Annotated in this window: 16 protein-coding genes; 7 read left to right on the top strand and 9 right to left on the bottom strand. The window is 40.3% G+C overall.

Features of this window, described 5'->3' with window-relative positions:
* Nucleotides 1-14: 14 nt before the first annotated feature.
* From ACK2WI_RS04895 to ACK2WI_RS04885, 3 genes are all read right to left on the bottom strand, one after another.
* The gene (locus ACK2WI_RS04895; RefSeq protein ID WP_409149963.1) at nucleotides 15-3,023 is read right to left on the bottom strand and encodes a SusC/RagA family TonB-linked outer membrane protein; all 3,009 of its coding nucleotides are present in this window, start codon (nucleotides 3,021-3,023) and stop codon (nucleotides 15-17) included.
* A 234-nt stretch (nucleotides 3,024-3,257) separates the two neighbouring features.
* A complete protein-coding gene (locus tag ACK2WI_RS04890; protein WP_409149962.1) occupies nucleotides 3,258-3,968 on the bottom strand; it encodes an SDR family NAD(P)-dependent oxidoreductase in 711 nt (236 codons plus the stop codon).
* The gene (locus tag ACK2WI_RS04885) at nucleotides 3,968-4,885 is read right to left on the bottom strand and encodes a lysylphosphatidylglycerol synthase transmembrane domain-containing protein (RefSeq protein ID WP_093100353.1); all 918 of its coding nucleotides are present in this window, start codon (nucleotides 4,883-4,885) and stop codon (nucleotides 3,968-3,970) included. Before ACK2WI_RS04885 ends, ACK2WI_RS04890 begins: the two co-directional genes overlap by 1 nt.
* Nucleotides 4,886-5,289: 404 nt before the next feature.
* Here ACK2WI_RS04885 and ACK2WI_RS04880 point away from each other — a divergent pair, with 404 nt between their 5' ends.
* The 3 genes from ACK2WI_RS04880 (at nucleotide 5,290) to ACK2WI_RS04870 (ending at nucleotide 8,197) form a co-directional block, all read left to right on the top strand.
* Nucleotides 5,290-5,853, top strand: a complete 564-nt coding sequence (locus tag ACK2WI_RS04880) for a lipocalin family protein (RefSeq protein ID WP_093100352.1) — start codon at nucleotides 5,290-5,292, stop codon at nucleotides 5,851-5,853.
* A 142-nt stretch (nucleotides 5,854-5,995) separates the two neighbouring features.
* The gene (gene gmd / locus ACK2WI_RS04875) at nucleotides 5,996-7,147 is read left to right on the top strand and encodes a GDP-mannose 4,6-dehydratase (RefSeq protein WP_093100351.1); all 1,152 of its coding nucleotides are present in this window, start codon (nucleotides 5,996-5,998) and stop codon (nucleotides 7,145-7,147) included.
* 108 nt (nucleotides 7,148-7,255) lie between these two features.
* Complete coding sequence (locus ACK2WI_RS04870; protein WP_409149961.1) at nucleotides 7,256-8,197, top strand: hypothetical protein; 942 nt, start codon at nucleotides 7,256-7,258, stop codon at nucleotides 8,195-8,197.
* Nucleotides 8,198-8,479: 282 nt separating this feature from the next.
* On the opposite strand, the gene ACK2WI_RS04865 is transcribed toward ACK2WI_RS04870, so the two are convergent.
* The 6 genes from ACK2WI_RS04865 to ACK2WI_RS04840 form a co-directional block, all read right to left on the bottom strand.
* On the bottom strand, nucleotides 8,480-8,695 hold the full coding sequence (locus tag ACK2WI_RS04865; protein ID WP_409149960.1) for a hypothetical protein: 216 nt from the start codon (nucleotides 8,693-8,695) through the stop codon (nucleotides 8,480-8,482).
* A gap of 769 nt (nucleotides 8,696-9,464) precedes the next feature.
* Nucleotides 9,465-13,217: an ATP-binding protein gene (locus ACK2WI_RS04860; protein ID WP_409149959.1), complete on the bottom strand. Its 3,753-nt coding sequence runs from the start codon at nucleotides 13,215-13,217 to the stop codon at nucleotides 9,465-9,467.
* An 83-nt stretch (nucleotides 13,218-13,300) separates the two neighbouring features.
* The gene (locus ACK2WI_RS04855) at nucleotides 13,301-14,077 is read right to left on the bottom strand and encodes a succinate dehydrogenase/fumarate reductase iron-sulfur subunit (RefSeq protein ID WP_175486344.1); all 777 of its coding nucleotides are present in this window, start codon (nucleotides 14,075-14,077) and stop codon (nucleotides 13,301-13,303) included.
* A gap of 46 nt (nucleotides 14,078-14,123) precedes the next feature.
* Nucleotides 14,124-16,058 (bottom strand): fumarate reductase/succinate dehydrogenase flavoprotein subunit, encoded by a 1,935-nt coding sequence (locus tag ACK2WI_RS04850; RefSeq protein ID WP_093100347.1) that lies wholly within the window; start codon nucleotides 16,056-16,058, stop codon nucleotides 14,124-14,126.
* A 49-nt stretch (nucleotides 16,059-16,107) separates the two neighbouring features.
* Nucleotides 16,108-16,887, bottom strand: a complete 780-nt coding sequence (locus tag ACK2WI_RS04845) for a succinate dehydrogenase cytochrome b subunit (protein ID WP_093100346.1) — start codon at nucleotides 16,885-16,887, stop codon at nucleotides 16,108-16,110.
* 163 nt (nucleotides 16,888-17,050) lie between these two features.
* Nucleotides 17,051-17,629 (bottom strand): porin family protein, encoded by a 579-nt coding sequence (locus tag ACK2WI_RS04840; RefSeq protein ID WP_093100345.1) that lies wholly within the window; start codon nucleotides 17,627-17,629, stop codon nucleotides 17,051-17,053.
* A gap of 71 nt (nucleotides 17,630-17,700) precedes the next feature.
* Between ACK2WI_RS04840 and ACK2WI_RS04835 the strand changes: the two genes are divergently transcribed.
* From ACK2WI_RS04835 to ACK2WI_RS04820, 4 genes are all read left to right on the top strand, one after another.
* A complete protein-coding gene (locus ACK2WI_RS04835; protein WP_093100344.1) occupies nucleotides 17,701-17,916 on the top strand; it encodes a hypothetical protein in 216 nt (71 codons plus the stop codon).
* A 10-nt stretch (nucleotides 17,917-17,926) separates the two neighbouring features.
* On the top strand, nucleotides 17,927-18,268 hold the full coding sequence (locus ACK2WI_RS04830; RefSeq protein ID WP_093100343.1) for a tRNA-binding protein: 342 nt from the start codon (nucleotides 17,927-17,929) through the stop codon (nucleotides 18,266-18,268).
* Entirely contained in the window at nucleotides 18,268-18,744 is a 477-nt protein-coding gene (locus ACK2WI_RS04825) for a nucleoside deaminase (protein WP_312698399.1), read from the top strand. Before ACK2WI_RS04830 ends, ACK2WI_RS04825 begins: the two co-directional genes overlap by 1 nt.
* A 91-nt stretch (nucleotides 18,745-18,835) precedes the next feature.
* On the top strand, nucleotides 18,836-19,450 hold the full coding sequence (locus tag ACK2WI_RS04820) for a superoxide dismutase (RefSeq protein WP_093100341.1): 615 nt from the start codon (nucleotides 18,836-18,838) through the stop codon (nucleotides 19,448-19,450).
* Nucleotides 19,451-19,829 lie beyond the last annotated feature (379 nt).

Below are 19,829 nucleotides of genomic sequence, written 5' to 3'. Positions count from 1 at the left end.
GTTCGCTTAGAAGATTAAAAACCAATGTTAACTCCAAATGTGATAATTCTAGGTTGCGGTGCTGTATAAAAATCAGTACCTAACTGATACCTACCTGCAAATGTGGTGTTGATCTCTGGATCATAACCATTGTAATTGGTGAAAGTCAACAAGTTTGTTGCCGATACATAAATTCGTGCAGATTGCATATAAGCTTTGTTAGTTATGCTTGAAGGCAGGTTATAACCTAGGATTAAGTTTTTCACACGGAAGTAAGAACCATCTTGGATATAGCGAGACGAAGGTCTAGTTCCGTTTGCTTCATCAAATCGAGGTTGCGGAATCATGGTTACATCTCCAGGGTTCTTCCAATAGTCCATTTGATCTAAAGTTTGGTTATCGAAGTAGTCACCGTTAGTCGATTGGAAACCTCCAGCCGCATTGTAGATATCATTGCCAAAAACAAATTGTGTTTGGATGGCTAGGTCAAAGCTCTTATAAGAGAAGTTGTTTCCAAAACCACCAAAGAACTTAGGATTAGGATCACCTATCCATTGGTCAGCAGCCTCAGAATACTCATTGGTTGTCGTGGTTTGCGTTTCATCCAAATAATAAAGTGCATCTCCATTTTCTGTATCCACACCAGCATAGGCCTTACCATAGAAGAAACCATAAGGCATTCCTTCTTCAATCCTACCCAAATATCGACCGCCTGAGTATATAGGTTGACCATTAACTAATTTCAAGATTTTATTCTTGTTGAAGGAGATATTGAAGGAAGTACTCCATTTGAAATCACCAACGAAGTTTTTAGAATTCAATGAAAACTCCATACCGCGGTTTTGCATATCACCTACGTTTTGAAGGATAGTAGTGAATCCATTGGTTGACTCAATAGGCACATCCAATAATAGATCGGTTGTTTTCTTGAAATAGGCATCAATAGTTCCCGATAATCTATCGTTGAAGAAACCAAAGTCAACCCCAAAGTTGCTTGAAGAAGTGTTTTCCCAAGTCAGTTTCTCATCCCCTAATCTCAATGGAATAGTTCCCGGTACACCTGCATAGTTTGCACCTGTGTATAGCGTTCTTGGTCCAAAGTTGTCAATCTCCGCATTACCTGTACGGCCGTAGCTGGCCCTTAGCTTTAAGAAAGATAAGGTTGAATTTCCTTTCAAGAAGTCCTCTTCCGATACTACCCAGCCCACAGAAGCAGCAGGGAAGGAGCCGTATCGAGATTCACTACCAAATCTAGAAGAACCATCAATACGCAGGGTTGCTTCCAATAAATATCTATTCTTGAATTTATAGTTAGCTCTAGCTAAGTAAGAAAGGAAAGAGAATCTAGATTCCGATGAACTTGCATTCGATTTTACGGCAGCACTGATGATCTTAGTGAATTGATCAGAAGGAAAACCTTTACCTTCTGCCATGGTGTATCTAAATTGACCTTCTTGGTAAGCCATACCTATCATTGCACTGAAATCATGGACTTCATTGAATGTTTTGCTATAGTTCAAGGTGTTGTTGGTGTTGAAGTTGATTGAACGGGCTTGGTAGTTCCAGCCATAACCACCTACATCACCACCATCTTGAGTTCTGGAGCCTAAGAAGATTTCCTCTTCCAGGTTTTGGAAGTCCATACCATATTCCGAACGGAAGATAAGGTTAGGCGTGATCTTAGCGCTAGCATAGGCCGTTGCGAATGTGCGGTAGGTGTTAGATAGGTTCTTGCCGTTTTCAAGGTCAATCAAGTTGTTATAATAAACAGTGTAATTGTTCAAAACCCCATTTTCATCTCTGATCGCTTGGATAGGAGGAAGGGCATTCAACTGTAAGGGGTTAGAAAATGCATTATCACTACTAACGCGATAGTTGTCGATTTTATTGATGTTGATCGTACCACCAACATCCAACCAAGAATTAGCAGAGTGATCCAAACCTAAGCGGCCAGAAGTCCTTACAAAACGGTTGCCGACAATAATACCTTTGTTGTCATTGTAGCTTCCCGAGGCGATGAACCTTGTCTTTTCATCACCACCAGATACATTCAGGCTATATTGCTGCACTCCACCTCTTCTTAAACCTTCATCAACCCAATTGCTATTGTAGTTTTTGTCCCAATCGTCAGATCCGGTCCAATCTTCCCAAAATGCGGCTAGAGTAGGGTATTGGTCATCACCGGCCCCGATGTATCCAGCATTGTTCAAAGCTGTACCTAATAATTCTTTATACTGTGTAGCATTTAGGAATTCACCTTTTTTGGTTGCATCACTGAATCCACCAAAGTAGCCTAACTCGAATTTTGTCCTTCCAGCCTTACCTTTTTTGGTCGTGATGATGACTACACCGTTCGATCCTCTAGCACCGTATATGGCTGTAGCAGCTGCATCTTTCAGTACATCTAGGGATTCAATGTCATCAGGACTGATTGCCGCCAATGGATTGTCCGGTTCATCATAAGTACCCATCGCCGATGAAATGATAGGCACTCCATCAATGACATAAAGCGGTTGAGTACCTGCAGAGATGGAGGAAATACCACGCACACGGATTTGCAGAGCCTGACCTAATTTCCCAGAACTTGAATTGACAAATACCCCTGGAGCACGACCTTGTAGGGCGCTTTCAACAGTTTGAAGGGGCACATCTTCCAAATCCGACATTTTCACGCTAGCTACCGATCCGGTCATGTCCTTTTTGACCTGAGTACCATAACCTACCACCACAACCTCTTCGAGGTCTGCAGCTGCAGGCGTCAATTGAACATCAATACGGCTACGGTTGTCGATGTTTACCTGTTGGGAACTAAAGCCCACGAAGCTGTAGTGTAAGGCTTTGATCGAAGCACTTACCCCGATTTCATAGCGGCCCTGAGCGTCCGTCTGGGCAGCTGAATTGCTCCCAATGGCACGAACGGTAACCCCAGAGATCGGATCATTGGTTACAGCATCGGTCACCGTTCCTGTAATGGTTTGATCCTGTCCAAATGCAATTAAATGCATCAGAAACATCGATAAGAAAAATAGTAGTTTTCTTTTCATAAATTAAGTTTCAGTTAGTGGTTAGTGTGCACTAGAGGAGCTGTTCTAACTCCTTTAGGCTTTGTTAATTAAATTAAATATAGAAAAATTTAATAATCAAATAACTGAATGTCAATTTTTTTAATATTAGCGCTTTTATTAGTGTGGGGTTAATTTTAGCAATTCGATGTTTAAACAATAAAAAACGGCAATCATGATTTATGATAGCCGTTTTAACTTTTTTTATTTTTTTATTTAAGGTGTCGTATTTGCAACAGGAAGAATTTTTCCATTATAATATTTATGTCCGTTCAAAGCAAACTCAGCAACATATCTTCCCATTTCAAAAGCTAATGTTCCTGCCTCAACTCCGGGGAATGCTGCTTCAAACATTTCTGTCTGGGATGAACCCAAAGCCAGGCAATTCACCTTGATGTTTTTGTCTTTCAACTCCTCAGCTAAGCATTCCGTTAAAATGCCCAAAGCACCTTTACTTGCTGAATAGGCTGATAATCCAGGGAACTTTGCGGAACCTTGAAATCCACCCATACTACTGATATTGACGATATGCCCAGCATCCTTCATCATCGGAACAATGTTTTGGATCATCTGGATATGGCCGAGCAGATTGGATTGAAACATCTGGGCTACATCCTCCATGCTGGTTTCCATAAAGGGTTTATTAATCAAAGCACCTGCATTATTGATCAGGATATCCACTTTATCAAATTTGGATTGGATAAAGGGAACCAAAGATTCAGGATAATTATCAAACACAATATCAAATTGTGCTGGGTAGAGTGTGCCGCCATCATGGTTCAATGAGGATGCTATTTCGTGTAATTTCCTTAGCTTATCTGCTGATCTCGCGAGCGCGATCACCTTATTCTCTTTATTGGCGGTTAAATCTAGCACGGCTTCAAATCCTATGCCGCTACTAGCCCCTGTAATGATGATATTTGCCATTATTCCTCTTCTTTTTCTATTTCTTCCTCTACTTCTTTCGCAGAAGGTAGCTTATCTGCACCTAATCGCTGCGGTCTAAAAATATAATAAATACCACTGGAAGCAACCAAAAGCGATATGATATAGAATATCAAACTGATGGTTACAGCGATATGTGGGTCTAATCTAAGATAGGTGGCCAAACTGAATATGACAGATTCACGCAGTCCGATCGCTCCTCCAATGGAAGGTACAATAGCTACCAATTGCGAGACCATAAAGATCAGAAGGTAGGGCGAGAACTTGCCGTCAAAATTCATGGCCAGTAATATAAAGGTTGCGGTCAAGGTTTGAAACCCTTGAACACATAAGGCCTTAAAGTGGGTCGTGATAAAATTCTTAAGGAATTGCTTAAAGAACAGGCGAAGTACATAGAGGTAACTGATCGTTCCTACCACAAGGGCCGCTATGGTCACCGCATTAGGAATTGCAAATCTAGGCATAAAGATGATCAATGCTCCCGTAATGATACTTAATGCCCAAAGTCCCGAAAGCCTATCAAAAAACACAGCCCCCAAAACCTGACGACGTGAAATCTGGAAATTCTTCTTTAGGAAAAAGATCTTATAGCCATCCCCTCCAATTCCTCCTGGTAGAAAGAAATTATAGAGCAGGCCCAATTGATAGAGTCTAAAATTATAGCGCTCGGTCAATTTGAGTCCTATCGCCTTAAAGAATGAGTTTAACCGTGAGGATGCTACTAAAATGGAGCATATATAAGCCAACAAGGCAAAGAATAGATACAGCGGATTACTGTCTTTTAACACCTCAGTAAGGTCCTTGAATGATATTTTTGTGGAAACCCAATACAGCGCAGCAGCGGTAATCAGTACCTTAAGAATATTTTTTGCGATTTCCCAAATCTTTGATTTTTCCATTTAATTTTTGCTGTAAATTATAGCATCGGGTAAATGCGGGAATAGAATAAAATCAGATAAATCAGCAAAAATCCTCCGCATAAGCTGAATAACCAATTCAAATCAATCCGTTTGTATTTTTCCTTTAACATCATGAACATCAAAATGATAAAGATGATGAATAAGGAAATGGGGGCAAATATAGCCCATTTGTTTGGGAAATTTAAAGAAATATTATCCAGTATTTTAGCATCTTTGCTAAAAGCGAATACAATTCCTACAATTAAAACAATCATCAACAAACGAAGGATGGCCTTGGCTACGATTTTGCTTATGGTATGATTTTTGGAAGTGTTGTTCATCAATGAAAATTGAGTTTTTTGTTTACTAATATACATTTATAATACTATTTTAAAATTTGTAATATGCATAAACGTATTATTTCGTTTTTATCTTTACTGACAGCATTGTTGGTTTTAGGTAGTTGTGGAGCACCTAGAAAAGGCGCTACAGGTGGTACTGAATCAGGAACAGTTTCTGCGACAGGTCCATCGGCATCACAATGGCGTTCTGGTGTGAAAGGTACATGGACCTTGAATTCTGTGACCCGTGAAAACATCCCAAGCAGCTATACCGTGAAAAATATGTTTGATGAAGCACCAGTGGATTGTTTCATTGGTTCACAATGGAATCTTCCTGGTGGAAACCAAAGGGGTAGCATCACTTTCAATGCGGAAGGAAATCTATGTGCTAGTGGAACCGTACGTACCATTGTTTGGTCTATCTTCAATCCAGGTAAAACCGGTGGTCAACCTGCATTCCAATTCAAGAAAATCTATGCTGGCGACAAAGCTTCTAACGTAACGAGCGGTTACCGTTTAGATTTGTCCTATGCTGACGAAAACTCGTTGGAAATGCGTTTACCAGTAGCCTTGAATGACGGTAATACTGGAAACTTGGTTCTTAAATTTAGTAGAGCCGGAGAATAATTCCACAAAAAGAATTTTTTGAATGTTAGCCGTAGAGAAATCTACGGCTATTTTTTTGTCAACTCATTTTATCAGGTTTCGGTAAGGTTTTTCTCAATCGTTTGTTTGAAATCTCTATATTTGTCAAGTTATAACAATCAGAATGAGTCAAGAAAGGAATAAAGTTGCTCTCATTACCGGCATTACCGGCCAAGACGGAGCATATTTAGCAGAGTTTTTATTAAAAAAAGGCTATGTCGTGCATGGATTGAAAAGAAGAAGTTCTTTGTTTAATACCGACCGTATCGACCATTTGTACCAAGACCCACACCAATTAGGGCGTAATTTCGTCCTGCATTATGGTGACCTGACGGATTCGACCAACTTGATCCGCATTATCCAAGAAACCAAACCCACCGAAATATATAATCTTGCCGCGCAGTCACATGTCAAGGTAAGTTTTGACACCCCTGAATATACCGCCAATGCTGATGGTCTTGGAACCTTAAGGATCCTAGAGGCTGTCCGCTTACTTGGATTGACCGAGCAAACCCGTATCTATCAAGCCTCGACCTCTGAGCTTTATGGACTTGTCCAAGCGGTTCCTCAAAGTGAAACAACACCATTCTACCCTAGGAGCCCTTATGCCGTGGCTAAATTATATGGTTATTGGATCACAGTGAACTACCGTGAAGCCTATAATATGTATGCTTGTAATGGTATCCTATTTAACCATGAAAGCCCTGTTAGGGGAGAAACTTTTGTGACAAGGAAGATTACCCGTGCCGCTGCGAAAATCGCCTTAGGCCTGCAAGATAAGCTTTACTTAGGCAATCTTTCTGCACAACGTGACTGGGGACATGCTAAGGATTACGTGGAAGCGATGTGGTTGATTCTGCAACAAGATAAAGCCGAAGACTTTGTTATTGCTACTGGAGTGACCACGACGGTTCGTGAATTTGTAAGAATGGCTTTTGCTGAATTGGGCATTGAAATCGAATTCTCTGGTAAAGCTGAAGCTGAGAAAGGTGTAATCATTGATCGTGATAACGATAAATTGAAAGAGTTGGGCCTTGACCCTGAGAAAATTAAGCTTGGTCAAACGATTGTAAAAGTAGACCCTGCATATTACCGACCTACGGAAGTGGATCTGTTGATCGGTGATCCGAGTAAAGCCAACAATAAATTAGGTTGGAAACCCAAATATGACCTTGAAATGTTGGTGAATGAAATGGTCCTCTCTGACCTAAAACTTATGCAAAGAGAGGAATATCTTAAAAAAGGTGGCTTTGATATCCTAAATTATTTTGAATAACAGCAAGTTGGAACAATATTTGCTTCCGAAAGTTAAATAAATATTAAATATTCATTTTGTAATTGTTTAGTGTCTGCCCACTTTACAATTCAATGGAGATAATGGAAAATGAAAACAGACGTAAACAAGATAGATACTAAAGAAGTGCAAGTCGCCCCTGTCGTAAAAAGGGACAATTCTAAGATCTACTTTTTCGTGATTGCAATTGCAGCCCTTTTGGCTACCAATATTTATTTCTATGTAAAATATAAGTCTTCTGGTGAAAAACTATATACAGTGACCCTACAGAAGGAGAATTTACAGATTGAAATTGATCGTATTGAAGCCGAACTTGATAATATCAAATCTGAAGGTATCACCAGCACTGCTGCATTGGTGGCCGCAGAACAGTCCGCAAGGCAGAAGATTGAAGATTTACGAAAAGGACTCGAAAACAATGAAATCACCGGCCCTCAGATTGAGGCTGCCAAAGCTGATGTTTCTTTGTTGAAAGATCAGGTTTCAAAAATGAAGGATGATGTTACGGCATTGAAGATCAAAAATCAATTGCTGGCAGAAACCAATTCAGAACTCAATAAACAGGTAAAAGATTCCGAGCAGAAGACCGCAGCGCTTGTAACGGAGAAGAATGAGCTCACCGACAAGATTGCCAAGGCTTCCTCAATCAAAGTATCCAATGTGCATATCATTGGTATCGAAGAGAAGAGAAACGGTTCTTTGGAAAATGAAAACAAAGCTAAGCGAATCGATAAACTTCAGATAAACTTCACTGTAGCGGACAATCCTTTGGCTGCAATGGGTAAAAAAGAAGTTTATGTGCGGATTATAAATCCTAAAGGTAATCTGATTGCAGATTCTGAAGATTTGTTCTTGGTTCATGGCGAGAAATTGCAATATACCTTCAAAGAAAATATAGAATTCAATAATAACGGTCAAGAGTACCAATTTATGTGGTCCGATCCTAATCACAAATTCCAAAAAGGAGCATACACCGTATTGCTTTATGCGGATGATGCCATTATGGGTCGTTCCTCAGTTGTATTGAAATAAAAAAAGGTTATTATATAAAAACAAGCAAGGAGCTGAATTTTCAGCTCCTTGCTTGTTTTTTGTGGATAAGTGCCAATGGAGCGGCTTGGTGAATCGTAAGGTTTAATGATTGTATTGGTTTCTTTTCCGCTGTCACACTGAGGGTTCCCCGAAGGGGCAATGTCATTAAATTAGGAAAAGAAATTTAGATTCTTCGTTACTTTTGAAGCCCAAAAGTAACCAAAACGACGTAGGAGCTCACGGATACCAAAAACAACTCGAATCCGTAACCCTTCGGCCCATTTAAGGATTGCCGATCTCATTGTTACTTTTGGAGCCCAAAAGTAACCTAAACCGACGAAGGAGCTCACGGATACCAAAAACAACTCGAATCCGTAAACCTTCGGCCCATTTAAGGTGGCTTTTCGCACAATCCAGCGCACGTGGATAGAATGCCTTGTTGTCGGGAATATCTTTCAGAAGATCATCCCTTTTGATGGGATGATCTTTTGAAAGCATTCCAAGGCCAATCCCATCGCACAAGTCGACGGCATTCTATCCATTTTTCCGCCAAGGAAATGAGCCGGTGGCTAAAGTGCTTCCTTCGGAAGGATGTATGTTTGTATAAATTGGGAACCCCTGGAAGGGGTGGAATCTTTGTAGAGATTCTGATCGTTAATCGGATAACCCACAGTGTGGGTGAAATATTTTTTCCATTTTTAATCCCTTTTCGGGGTCATTCTGAGGAACGAAGAATCTCGGAACCATGCAAAATCCATTTGAAAACACATTACATTGGCGCACGGTTCTTCAATCTACAATAATTTACATTGACGAAGAGTTCCTCAATCTTCGATTGAGAATGGACAAGGTCATGAGGTGGAGAATCGTACAGATTCTTCACTATTCGTTCAGAATTGGATATTCCTGAGAGGGATTCAGAGCGCAGTGAAGAATCTATTTTTTTGTTTTTTTAGGGGATGTGGTCATTCCGAAATCGGAAGATGAGGAAACTATTTCTTATTAAATTTTACAGGAATTAACGGTGTTTATTCAGTCTTTGGGCTGATATTATTCATGGAAAATATGTGGCGGGCGTATGCGATACGCCCCTACCAAAATCGTTGCATTTCTCCGTCATTAATTCGTAAGATGAGGAAACCATTTCAAATGGTTGTGGATTATCTGAGACCCTACGGTGCAGCCCTCAGCGTGACACAAAATGTGTAAACTTCTTGGAGCCAATCTCAGAACACACAATACCACCAGTTTAATGAGTTTTAAGCGCTTATTTAGCTTCCTCCGCATACAGCGGCAAGATAATGGTGAAAGTCGTTCCTATGCCCTCAAAAGTAACGAAAGAGATATCCCCATGCATAGACTCTACTGTTTTCTTGACAAAGGCCAATCCAAGACCAGTTCCAGAACTCTTTGTGGTGAAGTTGGGTTGGAAGATCTTTGGTATTACATCAGCCGGTATACCCATACCATTGTCTTTAACGATGATCTTCACTTTTTTATGGTCAAAATGTTCAATCAAAATACTGATCAAATGTTTCTTTCTTCCAATAGAAGCTTCGATGGAGTTTTTGATCAGGTTATTGAATGTCCGCATCAATTGGTCCCTGTCACCCAAAACATATACATTTTCGTCATCGGTATTATTGATGATCTTAATGTAGGTGTTATGATTGTTGTGATAGACGTTGGCTGATTTATTGATCTTTTCGATCAAGTTTATCTTTGCTAGGTTGGTGTCCGGCAATCTGGCAAAGTTTGAAAACTCCGTCGCAATCTTGCTTAGGCTGTTGATCTGTTCAATAAAGGAATTGGAGATCTTAAAGAATCGCTCTTCAAACCTAGGGTCATCCTCGGTATAACTACGGGTCAATTGCTGTATGCCCAATTTCATTGGTGTCAACGGATTTTTGATCTCATGTGCAATCTGTTTAGCCATCTCGCGCCATGCGTATTCCCGTTCGGCATTCATGAGCTGTTTGGCGTTTTCTTCTAATTTGACGATCATGAAATTATATTCCTTGACCAGAGCACCGATTTCATCATCACGCTCCCAATACAAAGGTTCATTCGGTTTATTGCTGAATATCGTCTGCGAAAGTTTTTTCCCGATCAGGCTCAAAGGTTTGGTGATGGAGTTGGCAACCATGACCGTTAAGAACCCTAAACCAAGGATAATAATGGTATAGATATTCAATAAGGTATTCAATAATAGGTTTTGGCTCTCATTTTCCTCCTCCATAGAGGTGAAGTATGGAATATTTAAGAATAGGATATTATTGTATTCGTTGTTTTTGATCGTGGCATAACTTGAATTATATTCAAAGGTTACAACGTTTTCCTTGATAAAGGAATCTGTTTTCTTAAGTACGTTCAGGTTGTTGAATGCAATCGGATTGATAAATCTCGAAACCAGCCCCATATCATAGATCTTTGGTTGCGAGGTGAAGATCAGCTTTCCGTTTTTATTGTACAAGTTGATGTCAGTAACCGATGTTTCAGAGAAATTCTTTACAAATTCTTGGATTTCGGACTCTGAAAGGTTATCTGAAGATTGGATCTTGTTTTCGATCTTTTTCACCACATCCATAATGTATCCTAAGCGTTGTTGGACCTTGGATTTTTCCAACTGCCCCGAGATACTGATAAATGAAATAAAACCAGAGATCACAATCGCGAAAATCACGACCCCGATAATCATGGTCTGGATCCGTGTACTATATTGGATTCGGTTTATGAGAATTTTGAAGTGGTATTTGATACTCCTGAAATTGAATGATTTCTGCGTAATGGTACTAAAGAAATATTTGATACCATCGAATATCAAGAAGTAGATATATAGGCACAAGAATAGGAATGAGAATACGGCGACAGACTGCCACAAGCTCAGCTGCGGTGTGCTTACAACGAGGGTAGTGTTTGGATCCGGTTTATAGACCAGATTGAAATAGCCGTTATAATCGTCCCGGGTAATATATTGTTGCACCTTGCCACCAAAAGCATCGTCCTTGTTCGGATAAGTAAACGAGCCATTTTGGGTCACTAAGGAACCATCGCGGTATAGGGCGAAGGAGGTCGCATTACTTTGGTAGTTTCGGATAAATTCAACTTTGCTGTCAGAGAGGATTTCTGGATAAGGCATGCTAGTGCCATAAGCCCGGTTCTTTAGGTTGATGAAAACTTGGACAACGCGATCTTCGGTGGTATCGACCGGAATGTCAAATTGCAAGAAATACTCGTGGGTACCCAAATCACTGCGGACCCGATAGAAATGCTCAGTCTGTTGTACTTTGGTGGATTTGTTGATTACCTTCTCCCTGTATTCATCAATTTTGTTATTCTCGTAGTTGCCAAGAGCAAGGTCGTTGTAGTAATAATAGCCATTGAACTCAAACTTGGAAAGGTATCCACTGAAATAGGTATTCTTGATATAATCATTGATAATATCAATTTGCGTATTCGGAAGGCTGATTGCAAAGGATTGCCTCAAACCCTCATCTGCTGTTATTTTCTTTTCTAGATCAACAAATAGGGCAGTGGCATTGAGGTCATCTTCAGCCTCCAACTGATTTACCGTCACCTTCATCTCCCGTTCTACCTTCGACTCCAAGCTTCTGGTATAGACTGAAGTCGTCATAAATGCCAGGAAAACCAGGGTAAGGATAAAGGTGGACATAGCCAGGTTTACTTTCAATTTACTATAAGCCCTAAGCATGATGATTCCAGCCAAGAAAATATTAAAGAAAGTATTGTCGCCTACCAAAATGGCATTCAGGATAATCGCCGAAACCAAGGCGATCAACTGAATGTTCAAAAAGGATGTTGTATTCGGCAGGATGGACTTGAGGATATTGACAACCGTATCGATGAAATAGAGTAGGATGACCATGTTGATACACATGATCAAGATGTTCAACCAGCTATAGGAGTTAAAGGAAAGTAAGTTGGTCAGATCCAAAGTTACCGCTGTACTGTTTGTGATCAGGGTAGACAAGTGGAAAAACAGCAAATTACTGATAAGGTAGATTGCCAAAATGGAAAGCAAGGCTGCAATCGTTGCGATATTCCCTGTAAGCTTTTTCAATGGAATCCTTAGGTAGGGTTGAATGGCCCTGAAATAGAACACCAGCCATCCGACCAATAAGGTGGTCATAAAGAAACCCCAGAGGTTTGGAAGGAGCGGACTGTAGGCATAATATTTCGGGTCAAAGAGCCCAATACTGGAGGAGGATGCCAACCAGTTTGTATTCAGATCCACATAACGGGTCAGGATCAAGGTGAATGTAAAGAAAGCAAGCGAGAACCAAGGTCGCCCATTCTTCGCAATCATCAAACAGATATTGTTGACCAGGATCAAGAAACAGATCGAAGCGAATACCCAACACATAAATTGGATATCCATAAATATATTGTCATGTTTCCCTTGGTTCAGCTTGACGGAGAATAAGTAAGCTCCGGTCTTGCTATAGATATTTTTAATATTCTCGGTATCCGTATAATCGGCAATGGTCAGGTTGTTGGTCGCAATCAGCTCATTGAAGAAATGGTTGACAAGATATTCATTGTTGATCGAGAAATTGGTCTTTACAGGTATTAAGGCTAGTACGGAGGTATTGGCGGTAAGGGTTTTCCGTTTGAGGATAAAGGATCGGTTGTCCTCCTGTATAAACACCACATCCGATTGAATTCCACCGTCAGTTAGCGGGACATAAATATTATTGCTCCAAAAGATGGGTTTATGATCCTTATAGATATAAAAGAAAATCTTGTATTTGTCGCCATATTTCTTGGTGACATCTAGGACTTGGGTAGGGTAGACCTCAACGTTGACAAAGGCCTTCATGAGGTTAGAATCTGCCCACAATTCGTCTACAATATCCTCGTATTTATGGATGCTATTTGAAAGAGTTCTGGTGTCCAATTCCAACATATCTTCCTTGGTTACCATTTTGTTGATCATGATGGCGGTAGCGAGGAAGGATACAGTCAGGATTAGTAAGAGGATTCTTATTTTGTTACCCATTTATCTATTGTTACAATGGGTAAATATAAATAAAAAACTCCTCGCAAATAATTTTGCGAGGAGTTTTATAGAGAAATTCAACCTTAGTGTTGGTGAACGTCTTCTTGACGGAAGAATTTCGCCGTAAAATATTCACGGTTCATTCTTGCGATGTTTGTTAATTTAATGCCTTTTGGACATTCCGCTTCACAAGCACCTGTATTTGTACAGTTACCGAAGCCTTCAGCATCCATTTGGTCAACCATTGCCTGCGCACGTTCATAACGTTCAGTTTGTCCTTGCGGCAATAATGCGAATTGTGAAATCTTGGCCGATACGAATAGCATAGCGGAAGCATTTTTACATGCTGCAACACAAGCTCCACATCCGATACAAGTTGCCGATTCAAAAGCCTCATCAGCGATACGCTTAGGGATTAAGATATTGTTGGCATCTTGGGGACCACCAGTGTTGATGTTGATATATCCACCTGCTTGTTGGATCCTGTCAAATGATGTTCTATCAACAGCTAAATCTTTCAATACAGGGAATGCAGCTGCTCTCCATGGTTCGATTACGATCGTTTGTCCATCGTGGAAAGAACGCATGTGCAATTGACAAGTCGTAATACCGTATTTTGGTCCATGTGGACGTCCGTTGATAACTAGGGAGCACATTCCACAGATACCTTCACGACAGTCATGGTCGAAATAAATAGGATCTTCTCCTTGACGAGTTAGGTCTTCGTTTACTACATCCAGCATTTCTAGGAAAGACATGTCATCAGCGATGTCTTTGGCTTGGATAGTCACGAATTGTCCTTTGTCATTTGAGTTTTTTTGACGCCAAACTTTTAGCGTTAAATTCATATGTGCACTCATGATAATATTTTTGAGTAGCAAAAGGCTTCACAGGAAGCCCTTTGGCTTATTTATAACTTCTTTGTGTTAACTTAACGTTTTCGAATACCAATTCCTCCTTGTGCAAGATCTCTGGTTGGTTATCACCATTGTATTGCCAAGCTGCAACATACGCGTATTCGTCATCATTACGTTTTGCTTCTCCTTCTTCAGTTTGTGATTCCACTCTAAAGTGACCACCACAAGACTCATTTCTGTTCAAAGCATCGTCAACCATTAATTCTCCTAATTCCAAAAAGTCTGCAACACGACCAGCTTTTTCTAGGGACATGTTCAACTCTTCGTTTTCTCCTAATACCTTAGCATCAGACCAGAATTCTTTACGTAGATCTTGGATCAAGCCTTTTGCTTTTTGCAATCCTTCTGCAGTACGAGCCATTCCACAGTATTCCCACATGATGTGGCCTAATTTTTTGTGGATATCATCAACTGTTTTGCTACCCTTAAGGGCTAATAATTTGTTGATTCTTTCTTCAACCTCTTTACGAGTTTGCTCGAATGCTGGATTGTTTTTGTCAACTGGTTTGAAGTTTCCGATTTTCGCTAGGTAATCACCTACAGTGTAAGGGATCACGAAGTAACCATCAGAAAGACCTTGCATCAATGCCGAAGCACCAAGACGGTTAGCACCGTGGTCAGAGAAGTTAGCCTCTCCTAAACAGTATAAACCTGGTACTGTAGTCATCAAGTTGTAGTCAACCCATACACCACCCATGGTATAGTGAACCGCAGGGTAGATACGCATTGGTTGCTCGTATGGATTTTCGTCAGTAATTTGGTAATACATGTCGAATAAGTTACCATACTTAGCTTCTACTACATCTTTTCCTAGACGTTGGATGGCTTCTGCGAAGTCCAAGAATACCGCTACTCCGGTTTTACCAACACCACGTCCTTCGTCAACCATTTCCTTCGCGTTACGTGAAGCCACGTCACGAGGTACCAAGTTACCGAATGAAGGGTATTTTCTTTCCAAGAAGTAATCGCGATCGTCTTCTTTGATATCTTTAGGCTTCAATTCTCCTTTGCGAAGTTTCTCTGCCAATTCAACTGTCTTAGGAACCCATACACGACCATCATTACGCAATGACTCTGACATCAAAGTCAATTTGGATTGGTGGTCACCTGTTACTGGGATACAAGTAGGGTGGATCTGAGTATAACAAGGGTTGGCAAAGAAAGCACCACGTTTGTGCGCTCTCCATGCTGCCGTTACGTTACAGCCCATTGCATTTGTAGAAAGGAAAAACACGTTTCCGTATCCACCAGTACATAATAATACCGCATGACCTTCGTGAGCTTCGATCTCACCTGTAATCAGGTCACGAGTAATGATACCTCTAGCTTCGCCGTCGATTTTCACTAAATCTAGCATCTCATGACGAGTATAGGATTTTACTTTACCAGCTTCGATCTGGCGGTTAAGCGCTGAATAAGCACCTAACAATAATTGTTGTCCAGTTTGACCACGAGCGTAGAACGTACGTGATACCTGTGCACCACCAAATGAACGGTTGTCTAATAGACCACCATATTCACGTGCGAAAGGAACACCTTGAGCAACACATTGGTCAATGATATTTACCGATACTTCCGCCAAACGGTAAACGTTTGCCTCACGAGCACGGTAGTCACCACCTTTTACTGTATCGTAGAATAGACGGTAAACTGAGTCACCGTCATTTTGATAGTTTTTTGCAGCGTTAATACCACCTTGTGCAGCAATTGAGTGTGCACGTCTAGGTGAATCCTGATAACAGAATGTTTTAACGTTGTAGCCTAACTCTGCTAATGCAGCGGCAGCAGATGCTCCTGCCAAACCTGTACCAACAACGATAATGGTAAACTTACGCTTGTTGGCTGGGTTGACCAGCTTCATCTCAAATTTATGTTTTGACCATTTTTCGGCCAAAGGGCCTGAAGGTACTCTTGAATCTAACATATCCTTTATTTATTTATAAGATCTTGCTATTGCTTAATCTGTAAATAACCTATTTAACAAAATAAAAATACAATGGCATCGACGCAAATAGGATCGGAATGATAATTCCAAATACCCAAATTCCGATGGTTCTGATAATGCCTTTGTAACGTCTGTGGTTGAAACCAATCGTTTGGAATGCAGATTGGAAACCATGGATCAAGTGGAAAGCCAATGCTGCCATTGCGATTACGTACAATCCAACCAATAATGGGTTTTGGAAAGTTACCGCCACTTGTCTGTATAAGTCCTTAGATTTTACTACTTCAAATCCAGCATCCTGATATTGTACATATCCGTTGTAATCTGAAGGAATATCGTCTAGCTGTAAAACCTCTTGGTTGCCCGTGGACAATTCAGTACGGTACTCTACATAAGGCGTAGTGCCAAATTTGTACTGAAACCAGAAGTTTTGCATGTGTGTAACAATGAAAATTAATAAAACAGTACCTAAGATTCCCATGTTACGAGAATTCCAAGCGCTGTTTGCGTTTCCATCATACTGGTTGTAACCAATAGGACGTGCTGCTTTGTTCTTAATAGTTAGGATAAGAGCATAAACCGCGTGAACAATGATAGAAAGATAAAGTAGGTAAGAAACTACTTTAATCGGGGTAAAATGGGTCATGAAATAAGCGTAATTGTTAAACGCATACCCCGCATCATCTTTAAATAGTTGTAAGTTACCAATCAAGTGAACTATCAAGAAAGTACATAAGAACAATCCCGTCAAGCTCATGATTAGTTTCTTCCCTAGTGAAGATGTTAATACTGGCTTTGATTTACTCATTATTACTATGAATTTAATTTAAGTACGCAAATCTATCTATTTGATGACATATAAATGAGATTTATGTATAAAAAAGGCCTAATTTAGAATGGTTCTAATTTTACCAAAAAAATAAGGCCTGATTTTTATCAAATCAGGCCAAAAACTTTTTATCCTTAAGCTCTTACAAGAACGAGTAGCCAACTCCAATTGACCACATGCTGATCTTTTGCTTGTGTGCATTATCCTTACTGATATTACTTAATCCATGCTCATATCTCAAGTCAACAGTGAATTTGCTGATGTCAGCTCCAACGCCGCCGATGATGCCGGTAGATGATTTTTTGTATGCATCTGTATTGGCTACCGATTTGATATCTCCATCATGTGCGAATGAAAATACAGGACCTGCTTGGATACGTACGCCAATTGGACCTAAGCCAATTCTAGTTCCTAAAAGGACTGGTAAATCAACACTCTTAAAGGTTGCTTCACTGTTCGTTCCATCTTCAGTTTCATATCCTGCTTTTTTCTGTGCATAGTACAATTCTGGCTGAACGTGGAAACCCGCAACACCTACACGTCCCCAAATACCTGCTTGGAATCCAGCTTTTGTATCTGAATTCAACCATGAACCATCCGATTTTAAGCTCGAAAAGTTTACTGCGCCCTTAATACCCAACTTTAAGCTCGGTAATAATTGTGCTTGCGTTGCCTGAACGCAAAAGAATAAGGCAGCTAATCCAAGTAAGATTTTTTTCATATCAAAAATTTATATATTTACTAATTCCAAACACTAAATTAGTAGTTTTTATTCAATAAGCGCATATTAATATGTATAATTTCAAGATCAGTGCCGATGAATGGCCTATTTTAAAACTCAAACTGAAAAGAAAATATAACACTCTTTCTGAGGAAGACTTGCAGTTCAGCCCAGGTCAAGAGGAAGAACTTTTGAAACGCCTTGCCAAAAGGTTGAACCGTAACGTGGATTATGTCGTATTTACGCTATCCAAAGAATTAACTGATCTAGAGTCCAACCGATTATAAGGATTTGGCTATGGAGAAGTTGATCAGTTGGGAAGAGTTTGAACAAGTTGACCTGCGGGTAGGGACTATTTTGGAAGTCTCCGATTTCCCTAAGGCGAGAAGACCGGCCTATCAATTACTGGTCGATTTTGGTGAGGAGATCGGTACACGTAAATCCTCGGCCCAGATAACGGCCCATTATTCCAAAGAAGAACTGATTGGGAAGCAGGTGGTGGCAGTGCTGAACTTTCCCAAAAAGCAGATCGCCAATTTTATGTCCGAATGCTTGGTGACAGGTTTCGAGGATGAGAATGGCGATATTATTTTGACCAGCGTGGAACGCAAGGTTCCCAATGGTGCTAAATTGAAGTAATGAAGGTATATAATTTTGAAGAAAATCCCCAAGCAGGTATTCCCAACCTGGATGAGCAGTATATGCAGGAGGCCTTAAAACTTGCCAAGAAAGCCTATGAGGAAGATGAAATACCAATTGGTGCCATCATTGTCTCGAATGGAAAGATCATTGGCAAGGGCTATAACATGACGGAAAGGTTGAATGATGTGACGGCCCACGCCGAAATGCAAGCCTTTACGGCAGCGGCAAATTATCTGGGAGGCAAGTATCTCAAGGATTGCACCTTGTATGTGACGGTGGAGCCCTGCGTGATGTGTGCCGGAGCGAGTTACTGGACCCAGATCAGCAAGATCGTCTACGGGGCACGAGATGAGAAAAGAGGTTATTCCAGTATCCATGAAAAAATCATCCATCCTAAAACCATCATCCAATCTGGCGTTCTGGAAACTGAATGCGCTGAACTCATGATGTCTTTTTTTCGTAATAAACGTTGAGTTATCCACAAATTAGCGCCTTAACGAAACAAAAACGGGCTTAAATTGTTATATTCGTGTATTGATAATTAATAAATAAAATATAAACATTATGGCATTTGAATTAGAGGCGTTACCTTACCCAGCAGACGCATTAGAACCATCTATCGATAAAGAAACCATGATCATTCACCATGATCGTCACCACCAAGCATATGTAGACAACTTGAATAAAGCTATTGCCGGTACAGATGCAGAGAACCTTTCTTTGGAAGAAATCCTGAAGAACGTGAGCAAGTATCCAGCAGCAGTGAGAAACAATGCAGGCGGTGTATGGAACCATGATCTTTTCTGGAAGGTTTTAGGCCCCAATGCAGGTGGTGAGCCTACAGGAGATTTAGCAAATGATATTAATGCTGCTTTCGGTTCATTCGCAGAATTGAAAAAGAAATTGCAAGAAGCAGGTGCTGGTAGATTTGGTTCAGGATGGTCTTGGTTAATCGTTGGTCAAGACGGTAAACTGGCGGTAACTTCTACCCCTAATCAAGATAACCCATTGATGGATGTAGCTGAAGTAAAAGGTACTCCAATCTTTGGTATCGATGTATGGGAACATGCTTATTACTTAAAATATCAAAATAAACGCCCAGCCTACTTAGAAGAAATCTTCAACGTAGTAAATTGGGATGACGTAGCGAAACGTTACGCTGAAGCTAAAAAAGGTTAATCCATTATAGATTATTCTTAGAAAGCGGATATCTGAATACAGGTATCCGCTTTTTCGTTTTTCAGAATTCCGATGATAGGGGGGGATCCCAAAGGGGAAACCCCTATAGGGAGGGATATTTTTCTAAACCCTTTTTGTGTCACCCAGAGGCGCCGCCGAAGGGTCTCGTAAAATCCACAATTATTTGAAATAGTTTCCTCATCTTACGAATCAATGACGAGGAAATGTGACGATTTTGGTAGGCCGTATGTTTGTATTTAGGACGTGCTAACACAAAGAGATAGCATAAGATTATTTGTTTATATTTTTATATAACCAAAATAACAACATAAATCCTAATCTTATGCTACGACAAAATACGGATTTAAATTTTGATGGA

Source organism: Sphingobacterium sp. BS-2 (assembly GCF_046161205.1).
GTDB classification, from domain to species: domain Bacteria; phylum Bacteroidota; class Bacteroidia; order Sphingobacteriales; family Sphingobacteriaceae; genus Sphingobacterium; species Sphingobacterium mizutaii.
The sequence above is the reverse complement of the archived record's forward strand: the minus strand, read 5'-3'. Positions and strand labels throughout refer to the sequence as shown.